Genomic DNA, 22,815 nt, shown 5'->3' with positions numbered 1-22,815 from the left:
TGTCGGTGTCGCCCTTTACGCTCAGATCTGCCAGATCTGCGCGCGCACGTGTCCACATACCCGCACGGGTACGTACGCGTGCGCGCGGGACCTCTCACGACCACGTACCAGGAGCAGCCATGTACGCCCCGGGTCATCCGCCGACGCCGCAGCGCCGGGTCCCCAGCCGGGCCTGGATCGTCTCGATGCGTGTGCTGTTCGTCGTGCTCGCGGTGGGCTCGATCGGTCTGCTGCTGTGGGCGCCGTTGCTGCGGCTGGCGATCGTGCGCCGTCGCGCGTCCGACTGGTGGCTGACCGGGGCGGGCTTCGTGCTGGTCTGCGTGCTCCTGCCGGTCATCGGCAGGGAGGACGCCAATCCCGACCCCAACGGCATCGACTTCTTCTTCATACCGCTGCTGCTCGTCGCGATCGTCGCCGCCTGCGCGTACTACCTGTACCGGGACATCCGCCACTACGAGCAGCTCGCGACGCAGCAGTTCGGCGGCGGGTATCCGCCTCCGGTGCCGGGGTACGGGTACATGACCACCGCGCCCATGCACCAGTCGCTGCCCCCTCGGCCTCAGCAGTACGCGCAACCGCAGCCGCCCCAGTACCGGCCGCAGCCGCAGCCTCACCCGCAGTCCGTGCAGCCCGCGCCCACCCCGCCCCACCGCATCGACCAGGTCCGTGCCGAGCTCGACGAGCTGAGCGACCTCCTCCGTCACGAGGAGGACCGATGAGCGGACGCGTCATCGCCGGACGGTACGAGCTGGCGACCGTCCTCGGCCAGGGCGGCATGGGCCAGGTCTGGACGGCGTACGACCAACGCCTCGACCGCCGGGTCGCGGTGAAACTGCTCCGGCCCGACCGGGTCGCGGGTCCCACCGGCAGCGAAGCGGTCGACGAGCTGCGTCGCCGCTTCGTCCGTGAGTGCCGGGTCACCGCCCAGGTCGACCACCCGGGCCTGGTCACCGTCCATGATGCGGGCAGCGACGGCGACGACCTGTTCCTCGTCATGCAGTACGTCGAGGGCTCCGACCTCGCCGACCATCTCGCCGAGCACGACCCGTACCCCTGGCAGTGGGCCGTCGCCGTCGCCGCCCAGCTCTGTGCCGCGCTCTCCGCCGTGCACGCCGTGCCGATCGTCCACCGCGACCTCAAACCGCGCAATCTGATGGTGCGTCCGGACGGCGCGGTCACCGTCCTCGACCTGGGCGTCGCCTCCGTCCTGGACAGCGACACCACTCGTCTCACCCACACCGGCACGCCGATCGGCTCGCCCGCCTACATGGCGCCCGAGCAGGCGATGGGAGGCGCCGTAGGCCCGTACACCGATCTGTACGCGCTCGGCGTGCTCCTCCACGAACTGCTCAGTGGAGATGTGCCGTTCGCCGGCTCCACCGCCCTCGGCGTGCTGCACCGCCACCTCTACGAGCCGCCGCTTCCCGTCCGTCAGATCCGGCCCGAAGTCCCGGAACCCCTCGAATCGCTCGTGCTGCGGCTCCTCGCCAAGGACCCGCAGCACCGCCCGGCGAGTGCCCAGGAGGTGTACGAACACCTCGCCCCGCTCCTTCCGCCGAGCGGCACAGGGCTGCCGGCCGGCCCGCTCGACCCGACCCGCCCCTTCCTGCGGCCGCACGCACCGTGGCCCGACCGTGTCACCACCCCGCCCGCCGCACAGCCCGCGCCGGTGGCCGCGAAACCCGATGTCGCGGCCGCGGTCGACGAGGTCAAGCAGCTGCTCGGGCAGGGCCGGATCACCCAGGCCGTGGACATCCTCGGCGGCATTCTCCCGGCCGCCGCGGAGCAGCACGGCGAGGGTTCGCCGGTGGTCCGCATCCTGCGCAAGCAGTACGCGGCGACGCTGATGGACGACGGGCAGTACCGCCGCGCCCTGCCCGAACTGCGGCGCCTCGCCGACGACCGCGCGGTGGAGGCCGGACCGGCCGACACGCAGACGCTGCAGTACCGCTACGACGCCGCGCACTGCCTGGAACAGCTGGGCGAACCGGCGGCCGCGCTCGCGGAGTACCGGGCGGTCCTGCCGTACTACGAGAACCAGTACGCGACGGGAAACAACCCGGCACGGTCCTTCGAGATCCGTCAGCGCATCGGGTATCTGCTGCTCGCGGTCGGCGACCATGCGGCGGCGCGCGGACAGCTTCAGGCGCTGCTCCACGACACCGAGCGGATGTACGGGCCGCACCATCCGCTGCCGGTGGAGCTGCGCCGCCAGCTCGACCGGCAGCTGCAGGTCCGCGGCGGCTGAGCGACCCCCTGTCCGGTCTGCTCAGCCCGGTCCCGCCAGAGCGAGCCGGGGGCGCCGTCGCAGCAGCACAGCCCGCGCCGCCCCCGTCCCGGCCATGACGAGCAGCGCGCCCGCCCCGACCGCCGATCCCGCCCGCAGTCCGGGCGGCCGGAACGTGCACTGCACGGTGGAACCCCGGGCGGGGACCGGCACCGCGACGAGTCCCAGATACGCGTCCGCGGGCCGCCCCGCGCAGCTCCAGCCCGCTATCCGGGGCGCGGCGACCACGACGGTGCCGCGGCTCCCGGGCGGCAGCTCGGCCCGTATCGCCCTGTCACCGACCTGCACGGACGTCGCCCCCGTGTGCCGCAGCCCGGTCACCGCGGCGGCCAGCCGGTCCCGGTCCAGGCAGCCGAGAGGCTCGCGCGGCACGGTCCCCGGGCGGACGGACCTGAGCGTGACCACCACCCGCACCGTCCCGCCCGCCACCGTCGCGCCGGCCACCGGACCGATCCGCTCCATCGCCGCGCGCCGGGACGGCAACATGCCCCGGAGCAGGATCTCCCGGCCCTCGCCCAGCCGCGCCGAGCCGAACACTCCGGGTGTCCACACGTACGCCTCACTGCCCGCCGGACAGCGCGCGCTGAGCAGATACGTACCGCGTCCCACCCGATGGCTGTGGGCGCCCCGGTCCTCGACGGGGGCGCCGTTCACCGCCCGGATGACGGTCCTCGGCACCGTGTAGACCCGCGAACCGAGCAGCACCTCCTGGTTCCGGAACGGTGACCGTCCGAAGGACGGAGCAGGGCCCGGTCCCCGCACGGTCACCAGCGGCGGCACCATTTCCCGGACGACCGTCACCGGCCGGTCGTCCGGCGGCGCGCCCCACCGCTGGTGCGGGTCGCGCGGCCCGCGGAGCCGGGCACCGACCGCGAAGATCGCGTCGGTGACGGGGTTGTCGAGGCTCTGGACGGCCCGCCCGTTGGATGTCCAGCCCGCGCCGAGCGCACCGAGCGTGCGGGTCAGCACGGCCGGCGTGTGGCTGCTGTAGTAGGCGGCGCCCTGACCGCCCACCAGCAGCGGATCGTTGGCGGTGGTCTGCTCCCGGCCGGGGTCGGTGCGGTAACGCGGCCACGCGTCCGCGCCCGCCACCGCGGCAGCCTGGACGCGCTGCCGCTCACCCCAGGGCGCATAGTTGTCGAGCCGGGCGAGACGCTGCCGGTCGGCGAACGCGGTGGTCGCCGCGGCCTGTCCCGCCAGCGCGCCGATCAGCAGCACGGCGGCGAGCAGCGCGCAGCGGCCCCGGCCGAGCAGGACGAGCGCGGCGGCGGTCGCCACCAGACCGGCCGCGAACAGCGGGTACGTCCAGTGCGAGACGAGATCACTGACGGCCGCCCCTGCCGCGATCAGCATCAGCACCGCGCACCCGGCGAACAGGGCGCGGCGCCCCGGCCGGCCGTACGAGACCGAGAGCCAGGCGGCGACCACCAGCAGTCCGGCGAGCACGAACGTCTGCCGGTACGGACTGCCGTTGGGCGTCGCGAAAGCGTGCCAGAGCAGATGGGTCGGCCCCCACTGCATCGACAGCGCGACCCCGGCCACCAGCCCGGCCCACGCCCACCGCTCGCGCCGCGGTACCGCCGTCTGGAAGGCGAGCACGCAGGCCGGCAGCAGGGCGACCGTGCCCAGGAAGAGCGCCGGGGTGAAGAAGTCATAGGTGCCGGGAAGCAGCCGGGCAAGGACATCGGGCCAGGCCGCGGGGCGGAACGTCCGGTCCCAGCCGGGATGGGCGTGTCTCGTGCCGAGATAGACGGGAAGCAGGACGGGCGCCGCGAGACCGGTCCCCAGCAGCACGGTCCGGGCCGCCCGCACCAGCCCCCGTACCCTCGTTCCCTTCTCACCCACCGTCAGCAGCCGTACCGCCAGTACGAGTGCGGCCCCCAGGGTCGCCATGTACGCCGTATAGAAGTTGGCGGCCCACACGACCGCGACGAGCAACGGTGCCACCACGTGGCGGCGCCCCGTCCGCGCCCATTCACCGGCCAGGCAGAGCAGCGGGAGGGCGATCAGACCGTCAAGCCACATCGGGTTGTACACGGCCTCGGCGACCGACCAGCCGCACAGCGCGTACGCACTGCCGAACACCCCCGCCACCCAGTGGCGTCCGCCGCGCAGGGTCAGAAGCAGACAGGCCATCGCCGCCGCGGCCGACGCCATCTTCAGGACCGTCACCACGTATATCGCGAGGTCGATGCGATCCCGCGGAAAGACCCCGACGAGCAGTGCGAAAGGGCTGGTCAGATAGGTGCCGAGGTCCGGCAGGAAGCTGGTCCCGTATCCGGACGACCAATTCAGGAACAGCCCGCCGTCGGCGTTTCCGTGCAGCAGGTCCCAGAGCCGGAGGTGGAACGGAACGAACTGATTTCCCAGGTCACTGACACTCCTGGTGTGCGGCCCGAACGGAAAGCTGCGGGCCGCCGCATCGCCCGCGCACACGGTGACGGCGGTGATCAGTGCGGCGAGCCCGGCCGCGGCCGGGCGGGGGCGGAAGGTCGGCATACGGAGGAATATGGCAGTCACGGGCGAGTGAACCGTGTCGAAGTGTTTCCTCCATAGTTCAATTCACGCAATGGTTGCTCACTATCCATGTGAAGCATCTCTATCTGACTGACCGACAGGGTGAGTTAATCCCGTGCTGATCTCGCTGGTGGTGCCTTGTTTCAACGAGGAGGAGATCCTCGGACGCTTCCATGCGCGTGTCACGGAGCAGATGACGCGGCTGGGGCATGACTTCCAGCTGGTCTACGTCGACGACGGCAGCGCAGACCGCACGCTTCCGGTTCTGGAGGAGCTGGCCGCCACCGATCCGCGGACCCGTTACCTCTCCTTCAGCCGGAACTTCGGCAAGGAGGCCGCGATGCTCGCCGGCCTCCAGCATGCCGACGGCGACGCGGTCGTCATCATGGACGCCGACCTCCAGCACCCGCCGGAGCTCATCGGCCGCATGCTGGAGGAGCACGCCCGCGGCTACGACCAGGTCATTGCCCGCCGCACCCGCAAGGGCGACCGTCTCACCCGCACCCTCGGCGCCCGCGCCTACTACTGGCTGATCAATCGCCTGGTGGACGTGGAACTGATCGACGGTGTCGGAGACTTCCGGCTGCTGTCCCGGCGTACCGTCGAAGCCGTCCTCGAACTCACCGAGTACAACCGGTTCTCCAAGGGACTGTTCGCCTGGGTCGGATTCCCGACGACGACCTTCGGCTACGAGAATGCCGTTCGCGAGCAGGGCAGCTCGGCCTGGACCTTCGGCAAGCTCCTCAACTACGGACTCGACGGACTGCTCTCGTTCAACAACAAGCCACTGCGCGCCGCCTTATACCTCGGCATGGTGCTGATGTCCGTCGCCCTCTTCTATGCCGCCTGGATCGTCGGGTTCGCCCTGATGAAAGGCGTGGACACGCCCGGCTATGTCACGCTCATCGTCGTGGTCACGGCTCTTGCCGGGGTGCAGATGGTGATAGTGGGTGTGGTCGGTGAGTACGTCGGGCGCATCTACTACGAGGTGAAGCGGCGCCCGCACTTCCTGGTGAAGGCCGGCAATACCGCCGTACCGAATCAGCAGGCACGGGAGTTCGTACGCCGATGACGGTCCGGGTGCAGATGATCCGCTTCGCACTCGTCGGCGTCGTGAATACCGGTACGTACTACGTCTGCTATCTGGCCCTGCTGACCAGGCTGCCGTATCTGGCCGCGCATGTGATCGCGTTCGCGTTCAGCATGACCGGCTCGTTCCTGCTGAACTCGTACTTCACCTACCGGACCCGCCCCACCTGGCGGAAGTTCCTGCTCTTCCCGCTGACCAACGCCGCCAATTTCGCCATCACGACCGGGGGCGTCTGGCTGCTGGTCGACCTCGCCGGATTCAGCAGCCGGTACGCACCGCTGGTCGCGGCGGTGGTGGCCATCCCGATCACGTTCGCGGTCTCCCGCGTGATCATGCTGCGGCCGGAAACAGCCGTGGAGGGTCGGTGAACAGGCCCACATCCCCAACTCCTTCCGAATCGTTGGTCGAATCAGTGGCCGGGATCACGCCCACTGCCTAACATCGATCATCGCAAGGTCTTGTGCGCCCGCCCGTCGCCCGGCCACCACCCTGCAAGGGGGGGGGCGCGGCGCGCCGCACCTGCTGTCTCAATCTCCCCGGGAGGCTCCTTTGCACCGCCGCCGTCGCACCGCGCTCGTCGTCTCCGCCGCCACGCTCGTCGCGGCGCCGCTTCTCTCCGCCTGCGGCAACCAGGCCCACCCGGGTGCCGCAGCCGTGGTCGGCGGGGACCGCATCGAGGTGTCCACCGTGCAGGCGCAGGTGGCGGACGTACGCACCGCGCAGAACGAGTCCGACCAGTCGGCGCAGCTCATCAACAAGTCCGGGCAGCTCGGCAGGGCCAAGCTGCACGGGCTGATCTTCGACCGGATTCTGGACAAGGCCGCCGCGGACGCGGGAGTCGAGGTCAGCCGCAAGGAGATCCAGGAGATGCGGCAGTCGGCGGTCTCCCAGTCCGGTGGAGAGACACAGCTGCGGGCGATGATGCTGCAGCAGAGCTGGGTCGCCCCGAACCAGATCGATGCCGTCCTGCGCGAGCAGGTCCAGCTGTCGAAGCTCGCCCAGACGTTCGGTGCCGACCTGCAGCAGCCTGCCGGGCAGAAGGCCGTCGGCGACGCGCTCAGCGCGGCGTCGAAGTCGCTGCACATCGACGTCAACCCGCGCTTCGGCACCTGGGACAACAAGCAGACCCAGCTCGCCAACTACAAGGCCCCGTGGATCACCCAGGTCACCAAGCCGGCCCAGCAGGACGCCGCAGCCGGCGCCTAGGGCGCGTGTACGGGAGGGGCACCGGCCAGGGTCTTTCGTCCGGATCACGCCGGGCTCGCGGGGTCCGGCCCGATCCGGACGAAAGACCCAGGGCGTCCGGTCGGTCGGGCCGGTCGCGCCCCCTGGTACCCCTCCCCGCAAGCTTTGCCCCGCCGCAGACATTGCCGGTCACGGCACTAGTAGGTTGGTGGGGTGAACGCTGAAGACCTCGGTCGTATCGTCCTGCTCACCGCCAGCCACCGGGTCGCGCCCGGACTGCTGTCCTGGCCCGCCTGGCAGACGCTGCACGCCGCCGACCGGGTGCTCTGCGCCGAGTCCGACCACCCCCAGCTGCCGTACCTGCGCGAGGCCGGCGTCACCGTCGAGCACGCCGCGCCCACCGCGCAGGAACTCGTCGACGCCTGCGCGGGCGGCCGGACCGTCGTGGTCGTGACCGGTGGCGAGGGCAACCAGCCGCTGACGGACGGGCTGGCCCGGCTGGCCGGCTCGGGCCGGGTGCAGATGCCGAACCTGGAGCTGCTGCCCGGTTCGTACGATCTGCCCGGCGCCCGTCTCCTCGACCTCGTCCAGGTCATGGACCGGATCAGGGCCGAGTGCCCGTGGACCTCGCAGAAGACCCATGAGGGGCTTGCCAAGTACGCCATCGAGGAGGCGTACGAACTCGTCGAGGCGATCGAGGACGGCGACCGCGACGAACTGCGCGAGGAACTCGGCGACGTCCTTCTCCAGGTCGTCTTCCACGCCCGGATCGCGGAGGAGGACACGGACGAACCGTTCTCCGTCGACGATGTCGCCGCGACCCTCGTCGAGAAGCTGATCCACCGCCATCCGCATGTCTTCGGTGACGAGACCGCCGAGACCCCGGAGGACGTCCACGCGCACTGGCTGCGCACCAAGGCCATCGAGAAGCAGCGGGACTCGGTGACCGACGGCGTTCCGCTCGGGCAGCCCGGGCTGGCGCTGGCCGCGAAGCTGGCGAGCCGGGTCCGTGCCGCCGGACTCGATGTGCCGCTCCCGACGGGCGACAGCATCGGTTACGAACTCCTCGCCCTTGCCGTCCGCGCGGAACAGGACGGCACGGACCCCGAGGCCGCCCTGCGCGCTGCGGGCCGCGCCTACCGGGACGCGATCCTCGCCGCGGAGGCCAACGGATAACGTCAGGGGGTGAACGACAGCCCCGCCGACGCCCCCGAACTCTTCACCTGGGAGTTCGCCACCGACCCGTACCCTGCCTACGCCTGGCTGCGCGAGCACAGTCCCGTGCACCGCACCGCGCTGCCCAGCGGGGTCGAGGCATGGCTCGTGACGCGGTACGAGGACGCCCGGCAGGCCCTCGCCGACACCCGGCTCTCCAAGAACCCTGCGCACCACGACGAGCCGGCGCACGCCAAGGGGAAGACCGGCATCCCGGGCGAGCGCAAGGCGGAGCTGATGACGCATCTGCTGAACATCGACCCGCCGGACCACACCAGACTGCGCCGGCTGGTCTCGAAGGCGTTCACGCCGCGCCGGGTCGCCGAATTCGCCCCGCGCGTGCAGGAGCTGACGGACCACCTCATCGACAATTTCATCGAGGAGGGATCCGCGGACCTCATCCACGACTTCGCGTTCCCGCTCCCCATCTACGCGATCTGTGACCTGCTCGGTGTCCCGCGCGAGGACCAGGACGACTTCCGGGACTGGGCGGGGATGATGATCCGCCACGGCGGTGGTCCGCGCGGCGGGGTGGCCCGGTCGGTGAAGAAGATGCGCGGCTATCTCGCGGAGCTCATCCACCGGAAGCGGGAGAACCCGGGGGAGGACCTGATCTCGGGGCTGATCCGGGCGAGCGACCACGGCGAGCACCTCACCGAGAACGAGGCCGCCGCCATGGCTTTCATCCTCCTCTTCGCGGGATTCGAGACGACGGTCAACCTCATCGGCAACGGGGTGTACGCCCTGCTGCGCAATCCGGAGCAGCGGGAGCGGCTGCAGCGCTCGCTCGATGCGGGGGAGAGCGGGCTGCTGGAGACCGGCATCGAGGAACTGCTGCGGTACGACGGTCCGGTGGAGCTGGCGACCTGGCGGTTCGCCACCGAGCCGCTGACCCTCGGCGGGCAGCGGATCGCGGCGGGCGACCCCGTACTGGTGGTGCTCGCCGCCGCCGACCGGGACCCGGAACGGTTTACGGACCCGGACACGCTGGACCTCGCGCGGCGTGACAATCAGCACCTCGGATACGGGCACGGCATCCATTACTGTCTGGGAGCACCGCTTGCCCGACTGGAGGGGCAGGCGGCCCTGGCCACCCTGTTGAGGCGCCTCCCGGACCTACGGCTTGCGGTGGAACCTACCGATTTGCGGTGGCGTGGCGGGCTCATCATGCGTGGACTGCGCACGCTTCCGGTGGAGTTCGGTCCCGGCCTGCGTTCCGGTGGAAGTGACACTCTGTCAACTCTGTGACTTTCACGTGATCTGCGCTGCATCGACTTGTGACAAGCATTCGAGTGCCGCTACGTTCACCGTTCGACTCACCAGTCACTTGTCAGTCACACGGAAGGCAATCCCATGGGCTCCGCGAACGGCAGGCACCGTCGCCCTCGCCAGGCACCCGCGATCGTCGTCGCCGCAGGCGTGACCGGTTCGGCCATCGCCATCCCCCTGCTCGGCGCGGCCGGTGCGCACGCCGCCGGCGCCACGACCTGGGACCAGGTCGCAGAGTGCGAGAGCGGCGGCATGTGGAGCGCCGACCTCGGCAACGGCTTCTATGGCGGTCTTCAGTTCTCGCAGGACACCTGGAAGGCGTACGGCGGTAAGGCGTACGCCCCGCGCGCCGACCTCGCCAGTCGCTCGCAGCAGATAGCGGTCGCCGAGAAGGTCCTGGAGGACCAGGGGCCGAAGGCGTGGCCCAGCTGTGCGGTGATCTCCGGGCTCACGGAGGACGGGTCGTTGCCGGGGGTCGACCCGGGAATCGTGCCGTCGGCCGAACAGGGTGAGAACGAGGATGAGTCCGAGGCGCCGTCCGCCGAGGCGTCCGCCACGCCTTCGGACAAGGCGTCGCGCAAGCCGTCAGCCACACCGTCGTCCAAGAAGTCTGATTCATCCGACTCGCACCAGAAGTCTGGCTCGTCCAACAATGGGACGGGTGGCAAGCACCGCGGTGCGCCGGCCTCCGAGGTGAGCCAGGACACGGGCAGGGGCGGCGACCGGGACTCGGGTCGGCATGCTTCCCGCGGTAACAGTGAGGGGCGCGACACGCGCGCGGCGGCGACGGACGGCGATTACACCGTCCGGCCGGGCGACAGCCTCTCGGCGATTGCTGACGCACAGAAGGTTCCCGGTGGATGGCCCGCTCTCTATGAGGCGAACAAGGGTGCGGTCGGCGGCGACCCGGACCTCATCCTGCCTGGCCAGAGCCTCGAACTCGGCGCGAAGTCGAAGTGAGGGCAGTCTGATAAACAGCTAAAAGTACCCCAAAAATCGGGGTAGTTCAGGGACCTATGTCCGCTTATGCGTAAGTGAGACATGGGTCTCTTTGCGTCAACTGGCGTGTCGCGTCTGCCGGGTCCGTCCGCACGGCTCCTCACCTGCGAAAACACTGTGCGATCGGATGCATGTAAGGACTGATTGTCCGTTATGCCCATCTTTGAATGTCGAGGTTGCGTACGTTTACGGTCGGAACCGCTCGCACCGCGGGCCCCGTCGACCGTCACGCCGAATCCTGCCGTCGGTCGAAGGGAACAGACGCGTAAAGCGCCGTAGGCAGGAGCGGGGGACCCAGGTAAGCCGCCGGGCCCGACGGTCGAAAGACCGTCAGGACCGGCTCGGGGTGAAGTCGCGTGCTAGGACACGCGACCGGGCAACTCACTTGGCCCGAACCCGACAGCTCACCTCGTAGGCGTCGGTGAGGAGAAGTTCCATGCTGCTGAACAGCAAGGGCAAGCACCGTCGCCCGTCCAAGGCCGTCCGTGTCGCCACGCTCGCCGGCGTCACCGGTGCCGCCATCGCCGCTCCCCTGATGGGTGCGACCGGTGCCTCCGCAGCCTCCGTCGCCACGTGGGACGCCGTCGCCCAGTGCGAGTCCGGTGGCAACTGGTCCATCAACACCGGCAACGGCTACTACGGCGGCCTGCAGTTCTCGCAGTCCAGCTGGGCCGCCGCCGGTGGTACGCAGTACGCCCCGCGCGCCGACCTCGCCACCAAGGCTCAGCAGATCGCCACCGCCGAGAAGCTCCTCGACATGCAGGGCCCGGGTGCCTGGGGCTGCGCCGGCGCCGGCGGCCTGAAGAACGACGGTGTCGACCCGGGCGTCGACACCGGCTCCACCGCGCAGCAGAGCGCCCCGGCGCAGGAGTCGAAGCAGGCCGCGCCGAAGCAGGCCGAGCGCACCGAGGCCCCCGCCGCCTCCCGCGCGAACCGCGGCACCGCCCCCAAGGCCGCGGCCAAGAAGACCGTCACCACGCCGACCGGCGCGAAGGTCGCCAAGGGCGACGGCGAGTACAAGGTGAAGCCCGGCGACTCGCTCAGCAAGATCGCCGCGCAGCACGAGGTGAAGGGCGGCTGGCAGCAGCTCTTCAAGCTGAACAAGGACATCGTCGAGGACGCCGACCTGATCTACCCGGGTCAGCAGCTCCACCTGACGAAGTAGGACGGGCCTCCGTGGACACGGGCTCCCCGTAGATACGGACTCCCTCCTCCCCGAGCACCCCGACCCGGCGCGGATTCCCCCGTACGCGCCGGGTCGGGGTTCCTGCGTTCAGCGTTCAACTGTTGTCGTTACCGTCCAGTAGAAATCTGGATCTTTGCCCTGCTATGAGTGCCCTTGGGTCCTTTTTCGTCCCAGGAGGCGGGCGGTCGGCGGACCGAGGCGGCCCAGCCGGTTAGGCTCTTGTCGCAAGGCCAAAGCGACCCTGCACAACCAGCGTCATATCCCAGAAGGAGATGCCTCGTGCCGTCCATCGACGTCGTCGTAGCCCGGGAAATCCTCGACTCCCGCGGAAACCCCACGGTCGAGGTCGAGGTCGGCCTCGACGACGGCAGCACGGGCCGTGCTGCTGTTCCGTCCGGCGCCTCCACCGGTGCGTTCGAGGCCATTGAGCTTCGCGACGGTGACCCCAACCGCTACCAGGGCAAGGGCGTCGAGAAGGCCGTCCTCGCCGTGATCGAGCAGATCGGCCCGGAGCTCGTCGGCTACGACGCCACCGAGCAGCGGCTGATCGACCAGGCCATGTTCGACCTGGACGCCACCGAGAACAAGGGCTCGCTCGGCGCCAACGCCATCCTCGGCGTCTCGCTGGCCGTCGCACACGCCGCGTCCGAGGCCTCGGACCTGCCGCTGTTCCGCTACCTCGGTGGCCCGAACGCGCACCTGCTGCCCGTCCCGATGATGAACATCCTCAACGGTGGGTCGCACGCCGACTCCAACGTGGACATCCAGGAGTTCATGATCGCGCCGATCGGTGCGGAGTCCTTCTCCGAGGCCCTGCGCTGGGGCGCCGAGGTCTACCACACGCTGAAGAAGGTCCTGAAGACCAAGGGACTGTCGACCGGTCTCGGCGACGAGGGCGGCTTCGCGCCGAACCTGGAGTCGAACCGCGCCGCCCTGGACCTCATCCTCGAGGCCATCAAGGAAGCCGGCTACGCCCCGGGCAAGGACATCGCGCTCGCGCTCGACGTCGCCGCCTCGGAGTTCTACAAGGACGGCAAGTACGAGTTCGAGGGCAAGTCCCGCTCGGCCGCCGAGATGACCGAGTACTACGAGGAGCTCGTCTCCGCGTACCCGCTGGTGTCCATCGAGGACCCGCTGTACGAGGACGACTGGGCCGGCTGGAACGTCATCACCCAGAAGCTCGGCGCCAAGGTGCAGATCGTCGGTGACGACCTGTTCGTCACCAACCCGGAGCGCCTGGCCCGCGGCATCGAGGAGGGCTCCGCCAACGCCCTGCTCGTCAAGGTCAACCAGATCGGTTCGCTGACCGAGACCCTGGACGCCGTCGAGCTCGCCCAGCGCAACGGCTTCAAGTGCATGATGTCCCACCGCTCCGGCGAGACCGAGGACGTCACCATCGCCGACCTCGCCGTCGCGGTGAACTGCGGCCAGATCAAGACCGGTGCCCCGGCCCGCTCGGACCGCGTCGCCAAGTACAACCAGCTGCTGCGCATCGAGGAGATCCTCGACGACGCGGCGGTGTACGCGGGCCGCTCCGCGTTCCCGCGCTTCAAGGGCTGATCGCAGGCCCGGCATCGGGCAAAGGCCCCGGCCTCCGTCCGTCCCCGCACTCGGTCCCGTACCGTGTGCGGGGACGGACGTGCGTAGTGGGGAGGCGGAGACATGGCCGCGAAGGACCGGGAACGGTTCTCCACCGCGACCCGGCTGCGACTGCTCGGTGAGCAGACCGCCGCCCGCGTCTACCGGTCCCAGAACCGCCGCCAGGCCCGCCGTTCGCGGCTCACCGGCCGGGCCGCGTTCCTCGCCCTGGTCGTCTGCTCCCTGGTGGTGGCGCTCGCGTACCCGATGCGGCAGTACGTGTCGCAGCGCGACGAGATCGCCGACCAGGAGCGGCTGGCGCAGGAGGCCGAGAAGCGCACCGAGGAGCTGCGCGACGAGAAGGCGCGCCTCCAGGACGACGCGTACATCCGGCGGCTGGCCCGGGAACACCTGCACTACGTGAGTCCCGGGGAGACCAGCTACACGGTGATCGACCCCGACGCGGCGAAGGAGCGCAGCGGAGGGGCGAAGGAGACCGACCGGCCGTGGCACTCCAACCTGTGGGACGGCGTGGACAGCGCCGACCGCAACTGACTTCCCATTTCCCTTAGTTCACCTCGTCCCCGCAGCACTGTGCGGAGCCGTGGTTCACACATCCGAGTAGATCCAAGGCAGGCATGGAAACGCCCCCTCCCCAGACCGAGTCCACCACGCCCACCGAGGCGGACATCGCCGCGTTCCAGCAGCAGCTCGGCCGCCCGCCGCGCGGGCTGCGCGCGATCGCGCACCGCTGCCCGTGCGGCAACCCGGACGTGGTCGAGACGTCCCCGCGGCTGGAGGACGGTACGCCGTTCCCGACGACGTACTACCTGACGTGCCCGCGCGCGGCTTCCGCCATCGGCACGCTGGAGGCGAACGGCGTCATGAAGGAGATGACGGAGCGTCTGGCCACGGACCCGGAGCTGGCGGCCGCGTACCGTGCCGCGCATGAGGACTACATCGCCCGGCGCGACGCCATCGAGGTGCTGGAGGGCTTTCCCAGCGCGGGTGGCATGCCGGACCGGGTGAAGTGCCTGCACGTGCTGGTGGGGCACTCGCTGGCGGCGGGGCCGGGCGTGAACCCGCTGGGCGACGAGGCGATTGCGATGCTGCCGGAGTGGTGGCGCAAGGGGCCGTGCGTCACGCCGTGCGGGCCGCCGGACGAGGGCTGACCGCGCCCGGGGGCTCGGCCCCCGGGACCCCCGCCCCTCGACCGCGGGAGGGGATCGAATCGGCGTCGGAGGGGCTTGGACCGGCGCCGGAGAGCTTGAAGACACAGGAGTACTCATGACGCGCGTGGCCGCCATCGACTGCGGTACCAACTCGATCCGTCTGCTCGTCGCCGACGCCGACCCCGCCACCGGTGAGCTCACCGAGCTCGACCGGCGGATGGAGATCGTCCGGCTCGGCCAGGGCGTGGACCGCACCGGCCGGCTCGCCCCCGAGGCGCTGGAGCGGACTTTTGCCGCCTGCCGCCAGTACGCGGCCGTCATCAAGGAGTACGGCGCGGAGAAGACCCGCTTCGTCGCGACCTCCGCCTCCCGCGACGCGGAGAACAGGGACGAGTTCGTCGGCGGCGTGCTGGACATCCTCGGCGTCGAGCCCGAGGTGATCAGCGGCGACCAGGAGGCCGAGTTCTCCTTCGACGGCGCCACCAAGGAGCTCGAGGGCAGCGACCACCTGCCGAAGCCCTACCTGGTGGTGGACATCGGCGGCGGTTCCACCGAGTTCGTCGTCGGCGACGACCGGGTCCTGGCCGCGCGGTCGGTGGACATCGGCTGCGTACGGATGACCGAGCGCCATCTCGTACGCGACGGTGTCGTCACCGACCCTCCCACGCCCGGTCAGATCACCGCGATCCGTGCGGACATCGACGCCGCCCTCGATCTGGCCGAGGAGACCGTCCCCCTCACCGAGGCCGCCACGCTCGTCGGCCTGGCCGGCACTGTCACCACCGTGGCCGCGATCGCGCTGGGACTGGAGGAGTACGACTCCGAGGCGATCCACCACTCCCGGATCTCCTTCGAGCAGGTTCAGGAGATCACCGGACGGCTTGTCACCTCGACCCACGCCGAGCGTGCCGCGATCCCCGCGATGCACCCGGGGCGGGTCGACGTGATCACCGCCGGGGCGCTCGTCCTGCTGGGCGTGATGAAGCGGACCGGGGCCCGCGAGATCGTCGTCAGCGAGCACGACATCCTCGACGGGATCGCCTGGTCCATCGCGTAGCCGGAGGCCGTCGGCAGCCCGTTCGAAAGGGTGCCCGAAAGGCTGTTCGTGAGGGGTGCGGCAGGAGACGCCGAGAACGTGCTCATGCGCACTCCCGCCTGCACCTTTGAGCCGTCGGGAGCCCCTTTGGGAGCCCTTCGCGAGATGCGCCGCGAGGAAGTTCGTGAACTTCTTCACAAGGAATTCGGCCCCTCGGTGCGCACTTCTGCTCCGTACGGGTCCCTGCGGCCGTCCGCGGGCCCGTCCGCAGCGCATACGGGACGGTTCCGGACGTGTCGCTGGAGTGTTGGTCGAAGGGGTGGTTCACCCCGCCTGCGAGGCTCAACGGCCAGCTCACAAGCGGTGAACAACGTTCGCCGTCGCGCTGTGGTTCCCTCGCGGCGCCATGACCTCGGTCACGGGGGCGGCGGAGTGTAGCAGAGGGTGGGCGATACCTTGTGAAGGGGCTCACGAGCATGCCCCCCGAGGGGGGTGGATACTCGATGGCATGAGCACCACGGAGCGTCCCAGGATCCTCGTAGTAGGCGGTGGGTACGTAGGCCTGTACGCAGCTCGACGCATTCTCAAGAAGATGCGCTACGGAGAGGCGACCGTCACGGTTGTCGACCCGCGCTCGTACATGACGTACCAGCCCTTCCTCCCCGAAGCCGCCGCCGGCAGCATCTCCCCGCGGCATGTCGTCGTCCCGTTGCGACGCGTGCTGCCGAAGGCGGAGGTTCTGACCGGTCGGGTCACCACCATCGATCAGGACCGCAAGGTCGCCACGGTCGCGCCGCTCGTCGGCGAGGCCTACGAGCTGCCCTTCGACTACCTCGTCATCGCGATGGGCGCCGTCTCCCGTACTTTCCCGATCCCCGGCCTGGCCGAACAGGGCATCGGTATGAAGGGCATCGAGGAGGCCATCGGCCTGCGCAACCACGTTCTCGAGCAGCTGGACAAGGCCGACTCGACGACCGATGAGGACGTCCGCCGCAGGGCGTTGACGTTCGTCTTCGTGGGCGGCGGCTTCGCCGGTGCGGAGACCATCGGCGAGGTCGAGGACATGGCTCGCGACGCGGCGAAGTACTACACGAACGTGAAGCGCGAGGACATGCGCTTCATCCTGGTCGACGCCGCCGACAAGATCCTTCCCGAGGTCGGCCCGAAGCTGGGCACCTGGGGCCGGGAGCACCTGGAGTCCCGTGGTGTCGAGGTCTTCCTCTCGACCTCCATGGACTCCTGCATCGACGGGCACGTCGTTCTGAAGAACGGCCTCGAGGTCGACTCCAACACCATCGTGTGGACGGCCGGCGTGAAGCCGAACCCGGCGCTGGCCCGCTTCGGCCTGCCGCTGGGTCCGCGCGGTCACGTGGACACGTCCGAGAAGCTCCAGGTGCAGGGCACCGACTACATCTGGGCCGCGGGCGACAACGCCCAGGTTCCGGACATGGTCGGCCGCAGGGCCGGTAACCCGAACGCTTGGTGCCCGCCGAACGCCCAGCACGCGCTGCGTCAGGCCAAGGTCCTCGGCGACAACGTCATCTCCGGGATGCGCGGCTTCCCGCAGAAGGAATACAGCCACGCCAACAAGGGTGCGGTCGCCGGTCTCGGCCTGCACAAGGGCGTCGCGATGATCGTCATGGGCAAGATGAAGATCAAGCTCAAGGGCCGTCTCGCCTGGTACATGCACCGTGGCTACCACGGCATGGCGATGCCGACCTGGAACCGTAAGATCCGGATCTTCGCCGACTGGACCCTTGCGATGTTCCTCAAGCGCGAGGTCGTCTCGCTCGGCGCCATGGAGACGCCGCGCGAGGAGTTCTACGAGGCCGCCAAGCCGACCCCGGCTCCGGCCGCCGCCAAGTCCGAGGGCGAGAAGGCCAAGGCCTCCTAGTCCGGGCTCCGGTCCGCCGGATCCCGTCCGTACGACGCCCGAAGGGGCCGCCCGCCATCCGTGGTGCGGGCGGCCCCTTCGGCGTGTCCGGGGGCCGGGAACGGCCTCCCGGAAAGTGCATGTGGTGTACAGGTGTTTTGCCGTTCCATTGCGCCACTGCGGGATGGCGTTGGCGCCGGAGAGTGTTGACGGGGTGTACCTCGTCGTGGCACCACGGGTGCATGGCGTGGTTCGAGGCATGTTTGGGCATGTTTGGGCTCGTTGGGACACACCATCACGGAGGTGTACGCCATGGCAGACGCCGCGTTGCGGCTGACCGCTCTCGCCGAGGAGTTGCTTGGAGAACCCCTGCCGGTCCGGATCCGGGCCTGGGACGGCAGCGAATCCGGGCCGCCCGGCGCCCCCGTTCTCGTCATCCGGAACCGCCGCGCGTTGCGCAGGCTGCTCTGGAAGCCGGGCGAACTGGGCCTGGCCCGCGCCTGGGTGGCCGGCGAACTCGACATCGACGGCGATCTCTACGAGACGCTGGATCTGATGGCCGGACTGCTCTGGGAGCGTGGCGCGGACGCGAAGGACACCGTCCACCCGGTCCGGGACCCGAAGCTCCGGACCGCCGCCCGGAGCCTGCTGCGCCTGGCGGGTCCCTGGCCGCCACCGCCCCCGCCCGTCGAGGAGGTCCGCCGCCGCACCGGCCCCCTCCACACCAAGCGTCGCGACAAGGAGGCCATCAGCCACCACTACGACGTGGGCAATGACTTCTACGAACTGGTCCTCGGCCCGTCCATGGTCTACTCCTGCGCCTACTGGGAGGACGACGGGAACCTGGAGGACGCCCAGCGCGACAAGCTCGACCTGGTCTGCCGCAAGCTCGCGCTGAAGGAGGGCGACCGCCTCCTCGACGTCGGCTGCGGCTGGGGCTCCATGGCCATCCACGCGGCCCGTGAGTACGGCGCCCGGGTCACCGGGGTGACCCTCTCCGTCGAACAGGCCGCATACGCCCGCAAGCGCATCGCCGAGGAAGGACTGACCGACCGGATCGAGATCCGGGTCCAGGACTACCGGGACGTCAGGGACGGCCCGTACGACGCCATCTCGTCGATCGGCATGGCCGAGCACGTCGGCTCGGTCCGCTACCGCGAGTACGCCGACGACCTCTACGCCCTTCTGAAGCCGGGTGGCCGGCTGCTCAACCACCAGATCGCCCGCCGCCCCGAACGGGACGAGTCCGCGTACCACGTGGACGAGTTCATCGACGCATACGTCTTCCCCGACGGCGAACTCGCCCCGTTGGGCCGGACCGTCGCCACGCTCGAGGAAGCCGGCTTCGAGGCCCGCGACGTCGAGTCGATCCGCGAGCACTACGCGCTGACCCTGCGCCGCTGGGTCGCCAATCTGGAGAAGCACTGGGACCGGGCGGTCACGATGACCTCGCCCGGCCGGGCCAGGGTCTGGCGCCTCTACATGGCCGCCTCCGCCCTGTCCTTCGAGCACAACAAGATCGGGGTCAACCAGATCCTCGCGGTGCGTCCGGTGGACGACGGGTCCTCCCGGATGCCGCTGCGCGCCCGCGTATGGAAGGCGTCCGCGACCGGCTGAAGACGTACGGGTGCAGAGAGGGCCGGTACCCGCAGCTCCAGCTTGCGGGTACCGGCCCTCCGTATCAGGGGCTCACTGCAGGGGGCTCACTCGTCACTCGGTCTTGATCGCCGTCAGCATGTTCAGCTTCGCGGCGCTGCGGGCCGGCCAGAGCGAGGCCAGCACGCCCACCAGCGCCGCCAGCACCAGGAAGACCGCGATCCGGTCCCACGGGATCACCAGGGCGTAGTCCGGGATGGACGAGGCCAGCGTCCGGCCGATCGCCCAGCCGAGGAACGTACCGAGCGCGACCCCGACCACCGCGCCGAAGACCGAGATGACCACGGCCTCCAGCCGGATCATGCGCTTCACCTTGCGCCGGTCCAGACCGATCGCCCGGAGCATGCCGATCTCCTGCTGGCGCTCGAAGACCGACATCGCCAGGGTGTTGATGACCCCGAGCACCGCGATGATCAGGGCCATCGCCAGCAGCCCGTACATGATGTTCAGCGCCATGCTGATGAAGCCGCCGAACGTGTCCCGGATGTCCTGCCGGTCCATGACGGACATCGCCGGGTTGTCACCCAGTGCGTCGACCACGGCCTGCTCGTTGGCCTTCGACGCGCCGCCGTCCGTCCTCAGCCAGATCTCGCGGATGTCCGGGTGGCTCTGATGCGCGTTCAGGATGTTCCTCGGCATCAGGACCGGTGAGAGGAACTCGTTCTCCTCGTAGACCGCGCCGACCGTCAGGGTGCCCTTCTTGTCGTCGTCGTACGTCACCGGGAGGGAGGTTCCGGGCTTCCAACCGTTCGACTTCGCGGTCTTGTCGCCGACCGCGATCTCGCCGTCGCCCAGCGAGTCCAGCGAACCGGAGACCGTCTTCAGGGAGAAGACCTTCTGCACATCGCCCGGCGTGACCCCGGAGACCGCGTGGTACGTGCCCTCTACCTTGACGGAGGCGGCCTGCTGGGGGGAGACCGCGACGACGGCGTCGGACTTCTCCAGGGCGGTGAGCGCCGACTCGTCGAGCGAGTCGCCGCTCGCCATCGAGATCATGTAGTCGGCCCTGATGTTGTCCGTGGTCATCCGGTCGACCGCCTGGCCGAGCGTGACGCCCAGCACCGAGATGCCCGTGACCAGGGTGAGGCCGATCGCGAGAGCGGAGGCGGTTGCCCCGGTACGCCGCGGGTTACGGACCGCGTTCTGTGCGGCCAGCTTGCCCGAGACCCCGAACAGCTTCAGCAGTATCGGCCGCACCAGCGCGATGACCGGTCGCGACAGCAGCGGGATCAGCACGATGACGCCGATCAGCGCCACGAAGGCACCGATGCCGATGATTGTCCGGCCGTCCGAACCGGCCGCCGCGCCCGCGACGATCCCGGCCGCGCCGAGCAGGGTGAGCACCCCGCCGATCGAGTTCCGCACGACCAGCGACTTGGTGGTGGCCACCGCGTGGACGCTGCTCATCGCGGCAACCGGTGCGATCTTCGCGGCGCGGCGGGCCGGCAGCCAGGCGGCCAGCACGGTGATCAGGATGCCGACAGCGAATGCGGCGCCGATCGCGACGGGGGAGATCACCAGCGGTCCGGCCGGGATCTTCCCGCCGATCAGGCTCATCGCCGAGCGCAGTCCGGTGGCGAGACCGAGACCGAGCAGGAAGCCGATCACGGAGGCGAGCGCGCCGACCACGGCCGCTTCGAGGAGTACGGAGCGCTTGACCTGGCGGCGGGAGGCGCCTACGGCGCGCAGCAGGGCCAGTTCCTTGGTGCGCTGGGCGACCAGCATGGTGAACGTGTTGGCGATCAGGAAGATGCCGACGAACAGGGCGATGGCCGCGAACGCGAGCAGCATCGTGTTGAGGTTGCTCAGGGCGCTCTCGATCTGCTTCGCCTGGTCGTCGGCGAGGAACTTGCCGGTCCGGGCGGTGGCGTCCTTGGGCAGCAGGGGCTCCACGGCATCCAGCAGCTTCCGGTCGGAGGCGCCGGCCGCGGCGGTGACGGTGACGTCCTGGAACCAGCCGGGCCTGAGGTAGAGCTGCTGGGCGACCGGGGTGTCGAAGAGGACCAGGCTGCCGCCCGCGTTCACCGCACCGTCCTCGGTGGTGAAGACACCGGAGAGGGTGTACTCCTTCACCGGGCCGTTCGTGGCGACCCGTACCCGGTCGCCGACCCGGTACTCGCCCTTCTTCGCTGTCTCCTCGTCGAGCGCGATCCGGTCGTCGCCGGCCGGTCCGCTGCCGTCGACGAAGGTGTACGAGGGGTCCTTGCCGTTCGTGCCGGGGGAGAAGTTGGCGCCGGTGTTGGACCAGCCGTTGCCGATCAGCTTGCCGCCCGGGTCGGCGACCCCGGCGAAGCCGGAGACCCGGCCGGTGGCGGTGGCCACCCCTTCCAGGCCCTGGATCTTCTCGAGCGTGGCGGCGTCGATGCCGGAGGTCTTGTCGTCGCGCCGGTCCGCGTGGGTGGTGACGGCGACGGCGACGTCGTCGTAACTCTTCGCCGACTGGTTGCGGAAGGCGTTGCCGAGGGTGTCGGTGAAGACCAGGGTGCCGGACACGAAGGCCACGCCGAGCATCACGGCGAGAACGGTCATCAGCAGCCTGGCCTTGTGCGCGAGCACATTGCGCAGGGCAGTACGGAACATGTCTGTCAGTCCTGGGATGGGGAGGGGTTCCGGAAGGGGGCGCGGGGGCGGTCCGTGCTCAGCTGGTACGGCCCTTGGCGTCGAACGCCTTCATCCGGTCGAGAACCCCGTCCGCGGTGGGACGCATCATCTGGTCGACGATCGCCCCGTCCGCCAGGAAGATCACCCGGTCCGCGTAGGAGGCGGCCACCGGGTCGTGGGTCACCATCACCACGGTCTGCCCCAGCTCGCGCACGGAGTTGCGCAGGAAGCCCAGCACCTCGGCACCGGAGCGGGAGTCCAGGTTGCCGGTGGGCTCGTCACCGAAGATGATCTCGGGCTGCGAGGCCAGGGCGCGGGCCACCGCGACGCGTTGCTGCTGGCCGCCGGAGAGCTCGGTGGGCCGGTGCTTCAGCCGGTCGGAGAGGCCCACCATCTCGATGACCTTGCGCAGCCACTCGGCGTCGGGCTTGCGGCCCGCGATGTCCATCGGCAGCGTGATGTTCTCCGCCGCGGTCAGCGTGGGCAGCAGGTTGAACGCCTGGAAGATGAAACCGATCTTGTCCCGGCGCAGCTGGGTGAGCTGCTTGTCCTTGAGGGAACCGAGCTCCGTCTCGCCGATCCGTACCGAACCGCTGCTGAAGCTGTCGAGACCGGCCACGCAGTGCATGAGGGTGGACTTGCCGGAGCCGGACGGGCCCATGATCGCGGTGAACTCACCCTGCGGGAAGTCCACGGTGACCCGGTCCAGGGCCTTCACCTGGGTCTCGCCCTGTCCGTAGACCTTGGAAAGATCCGTGGCGCGGGCAGCCACCGCGGTGGCGCGGTGAGCGGTGGAGGTGATGGTCACGGGGACACTCCTGTTCAGGACTTCGGTTCGGTGCCCGGAAGCGGACCACTCCATCGTCGGCGCCGATTCGCCGCAGGTCGTCAGTCCCCGTGCCCGTTCCGGGGGGCCACTTGAGTCGCACCGGAGGGGCGATTCGTCCTCCTCGGGTATGACACCGACCCTGAGCCGGTCGTACGCCGAACCGGTTCCTCCGCAGCGCGCACACCCGGATCCGAAGATCACACAGAGTGAGGGTCGGGCGGAGCGGGGCGCGGCGCCCCGCTCACCCCTCGCACGACTGTGCCGACGCATGACTGTGTCGCTCGATCGGCTGATTCCGCCCGATGGGGCGGACGGGTCGGGA

The 22,815-nt window shown here is 69.7% G+C and carries 18 protein-coding genes and 1 riboswitch; of the genes, 15 read left to right on the top strand and 3 right to left on the bottom strand.

Annotated elements, in window-relative coordinates:
• The first annotated feature begins 119 nt into the window (after positions 1–119).
• Positions 120–719: a hypothetical protein gene (locus tag ACFU6I_RS09920; RefSeq protein WP_384363531.1), complete on the top strand. Its 600-nt coding sequence runs from the start codon at positions 120–122 to the stop codon at positions 717–719.
• Positions 716–2,248, top strand: a complete 1,533-nt coding sequence (locus ACFU6I_RS09915; protein WP_384363529.1) for a protein kinase — start codon at positions 716–718, stop codon at positions 2,246–2,248. The genes ACFU6I_RS09920 and ACFU6I_RS09915 overlap by 4 nt, the downstream gene beginning before the upstream one ends.
• Before the next feature lie 21 nt (positions 2,249–2,269).
• On the opposite strand, the gene ACFU6I_RS09910 is transcribed toward ACFU6I_RS09915, so the two are convergent.
• Entirely contained in the window at positions 2,270–4,786 is a 2,517-nt protein-coding gene (locus ACFU6I_RS09910; RefSeq protein WP_384363592.1) for a YfhO family protein, read from the bottom strand.
• A 133-nt stretch (positions 4,787–4,919) separates the two neighbouring features.
• On the opposite strand from ACFU6I_RS09910, the gene ACFU6I_RS09905 reads away from it, so the two are divergent.
• From ACFU6I_RS09905 to ACFU6I_RS09845, 13 genes are all read left to right on the top strand, one after another.
• On the top strand, positions 4,920–5,876 hold the full coding sequence (locus tag ACFU6I_RS09905; RefSeq protein WP_384363527.1) for a glycosyltransferase family 2 protein: 957 nt from the start codon (positions 4,920–4,922) through the stop codon (positions 5,874–5,876).
• Positions 5,873–6,262 (top strand): GtrA family protein, encoded by a 390-nt coding sequence (locus tag ACFU6I_RS09900; protein ID WP_384363525.1) that lies wholly within the window; start codon positions 5,873–5,875, stop codon positions 6,260–6,262. The genes ACFU6I_RS09905 and ACFU6I_RS09900 overlap by 4 nt, the downstream gene beginning before the upstream one ends.
• A gap of 181 nt (positions 6,263–6,443) precedes the next feature.
• Positions 6,444–7,100: a SurA N-terminal domain-containing protein gene (locus ACFU6I_RS09895; RefSeq protein WP_384363523.1), complete on the top strand. Its 657-nt coding sequence runs from the start codon at positions 6,444–6,446 to the stop codon at positions 7,098–7,100.
• A gap of 192 nt (positions 7,101–7,292) precedes the next feature.
• Entirely contained in the window at positions 7,293–8,255 is a 963-nt protein-coding gene (locus ACFU6I_RS09890; RefSeq protein ID WP_384363521.1) for a nucleoside triphosphate pyrophosphohydrolase, read from the top strand.
• 9 nt (positions 8,256–8,264) lie between these two features.
• Positions 8,265–9,542 (top strand): cytochrome P450, encoded by a 1,278-nt coding sequence (locus ACFU6I_RS09885; RefSeq protein ID WP_384363519.1) that lies wholly within the window; start codon positions 8,265–8,267, stop codon positions 9,540–9,542.
• Between the two features lie 105 nt (positions 9,543–9,647).
• A complete protein-coding gene (locus ACFU6I_RS09880; RefSeq protein ID WP_384363517.1) occupies positions 9,648–10,523 on the top strand; it encodes a transglycosylase family protein in 876 nt (291 codons plus the stop codon).
• A 300-nt stretch (positions 10,524–10,823) separates the two neighbouring features.
• A riboswitch (cyclic di-AMP (ydaO/yuaA leader) is annotated at positions 10,824–10,995 on the top strand.
• Between the two features lie 3 nt (positions 10,996–10,998).
• The gene (locus ACFU6I_RS09875) at positions 10,999–11,727 is read left to right on the top strand and encodes a transglycosylase family protein (protein ID WP_384363515.1); all 729 of its coding nucleotides are present in this window, start codon (positions 10,999–11,001) and stop codon (positions 11,725–11,727) included.
• A 300-nt stretch (positions 11,728–12,027) separates the two neighbouring features.
• Positions 12,028–13,308, top strand: coding sequence for a phosphopyruvate hydratase (gene eno / locus ACFU6I_RS09870; protein WP_030926869.1), 1,281 nt, complete (start codon positions 12,028–12,030; stop codon positions 13,306–13,308).
• A gap of 102 nt (positions 13,309–13,410) precedes the next feature.
• The gene (locus tag ACFU6I_RS09865; protein ID WP_384038785.1) at positions 13,411–13,881 is read left to right on the top strand and encodes a septum formation initiator family protein; all 471 of its coding nucleotides are present in this window, start codon (positions 13,411–13,413) and stop codon (positions 13,879–13,881) included.
• Between the two features lie 83 nt (positions 13,882–13,964).
• A complete protein-coding gene (locus ACFU6I_RS09860; RefSeq protein ID WP_384038788.1) occupies positions 13,965–14,498 on the top strand; it encodes a DUF501 domain-containing protein in 534 nt (177 codons plus the stop codon).
• Between the two features lie 115 nt (positions 14,499–14,613).
• On the top strand, positions 14,614–15,555 hold the full coding sequence (locus ACFU6I_RS09855; protein WP_384363513.1) for an exopolyphosphatase: 942 nt from the start codon (positions 14,614–14,616) through the stop codon (positions 15,553–15,555).
• 487 nt (positions 15,556–16,042) lie between these two features.
• Complete coding sequence (locus ACFU6I_RS09850; RefSeq protein WP_345517743.1) at positions 16,043–17,428, top strand: NAD(P)/FAD-dependent oxidoreductase; 1,386 nt, start codon at positions 16,043–16,045, stop codon at positions 17,426–17,428.
• A 291-nt stretch (positions 17,429–17,719) separates the two neighbouring features.
• Entirely contained in the window at positions 17,720–19,024 is a 1,305-nt protein-coding gene (locus tag ACFU6I_RS09845; RefSeq protein ID WP_384363511.1) for a class I SAM-dependent methyltransferase, read from the top strand.
• A 93-nt stretch (positions 19,025–19,117) separates the two neighbouring features.
• Here ACFU6I_RS09845 and ACFU6I_RS09840 read toward each other — a convergent pair whose 3' ends face one another.
• Both ACFU6I_RS09840 and ACFU6I_RS09835 read right to left on the bottom strand, forming a co-directional pair.
• Positions 19,118–21,643: an ABC transporter permease gene (locus tag ACFU6I_RS09840; protein WP_384363509.1), complete on the bottom strand. Its 2,526-nt coding sequence runs from the start codon at positions 21,641–21,643 to the stop codon at positions 19,118–19,120.
• Positions 21,644–21,701: 58 nt separating this feature from the next.
• On the bottom strand, positions 21,702–22,472 hold the full coding sequence (locus ACFU6I_RS09835; RefSeq protein WP_266984854.1) for an ABC transporter ATP-binding protein: 771 nt from the start codon (positions 22,470–22,472) through the stop codon (positions 21,702–21,704).
• Positions 22,473–22,815: the final 343 nt, after the last annotated feature.

Origin of the sequence: Streptomyces sp. NPDC057486, assembly GCF_042802415.1 — a bacterium.
GTDB classification, from domain to species: Bacteria; Actinomycetota; Actinomycetes; order Streptomycetales; family Streptomycetaceae; genus Streptomyces; species Streptomyces yanii.
This window is presented reverse-complemented; position numbering and strand designations above follow the sequence as displayed.